Origin of the sequence: Streptomyces turgidiscabies Car8 (assembly GCF_000331005.1) — a bacterium.
GTDB classification, from domain to species: Bacteria; Actinomycetota; Actinomycetes; order Streptomycetales; family Streptomycetaceae; genus Streptomyces; species Streptomyces turgidiscabies.
The window spans coordinates 1-1057 of sequence record NZ_AEJB01000660.1; the positions used below are offsets into that span (position 1 = coordinate 1).

General features: G+C 67.4%; 2 protein-coding genes. Both read right to left on the reverse strand.

Going from position 1 to position 1057, the window contains the following annotated elements; all coding sequences use genetic code 11:
• Window positions 1-24: 24 nt before the first annotated feature.
• Window positions 25-438, reverse strand: coding sequence for a hypothetical protein (locus tag STRTUCAR8_RS46235; protein ID WP_044474055.1), 414 nt, complete (start codon window positions 436-438; stop codon window positions 25-27).
• A 55-nt stretch (window positions 439-493) separates the two neighbouring features.
• A complete protein-coding gene (locus tag STRTUCAR8_RS46240) occupies window positions 494-898 on the reverse strand; it encodes a hypothetical protein (RefSeq protein ID WP_044474056.1) in 405 nt (134 codons plus the stop codon).
• Between the last annotated feature and the right edge of the window lie 159 nt (window positions 899-1057).

Consider the following 1057-nt stretch of genomic DNA (forward strand, 5'->3'; position numbering starts at 1 on the left):
CCAGACGTGTTCCCTACGGCTTTCCTACGAGGTGCAGACGTCCTTCAGCCTGTCGGCCGCCGCGTCGATCCTGCTGGAGTCGGGGTTCGTGTCGCCGTTCAGGATCGACTTGTTGTAGTCGTCCATCGCCTTGTCCAGATCGTCGACCGCCTTGTCGACCTTGCTGTCGTCCGTCTCCGTGTTGATCTTGTCCAGGTTCCTGTCGATGGTGTCGATGGAGTCGTCGGTCTTCGACGGGTCCTTCACCGCGTCCCAGCCGGCCTCGTGGATCGCCTTGATGCTGTCCGAGATCGTGTCGGCGTTGCCGACGCAGTCCAGGGAGTTGTCGAGGTCTTCGCAGCCGGTCAGGAGTCCGGCGGTCAGAGCGACGGCGGCGACGGCGGTGACAAGGGCGGTGCTGCGACGGCCACGAGGGCGGTTCGCGGGCTTCGAGGGCATGGTCGACGGGTCCTTTCACTTCATGGGTCGACGAGGGCTTCGGTGCTCGGGCGGGTCAGGCCCAGGGCTGCTGCTCCACAGGCGCGGGGGCCGTCGGCTTCTTCCGGCCCGAGACGAGCCCGCCCGCCGCGCCCAGGGAGACCAGGCCCATACCGGCGGCCGTGGCGATCCCCTTCACGCCGTCCATCGTGAAGTAGCAGAACGCGGCGACCCCGCCGTTGAAGAGGAACAGGAACCAGAGCGTGGACGGCTTCGAGAGGAACGCCTTGATCTGCGGCCTCCTGGCGATCCGTGAGCCCGCCAGCAGTGAGACGGCGATACCGGCGTAGGTGGCGACGCTCTTCGCCGTGCCGTCGAGGACGGTGCCGGAGGCCGTGCTCGCGGCCAGACCGCCCGCGAAGGACGACCACAGCAGCAGATTGGTGAGGAACGACTTCATGGCGGCGAGCAGCGACTTCACGGACTTTCCTTCGGCAGGTACGAGTGGGCCTGATCTCTGCCGACCACGATCCCCGCGCGCGCTCGCCGCCACGAGGGACCGCTCTCCCGAATGCATGGTGTAGCCCGCTACACCATGCGCACGCCCTCTGCCTGTCCTTCGCCCGCCCTTCGCGGCCTG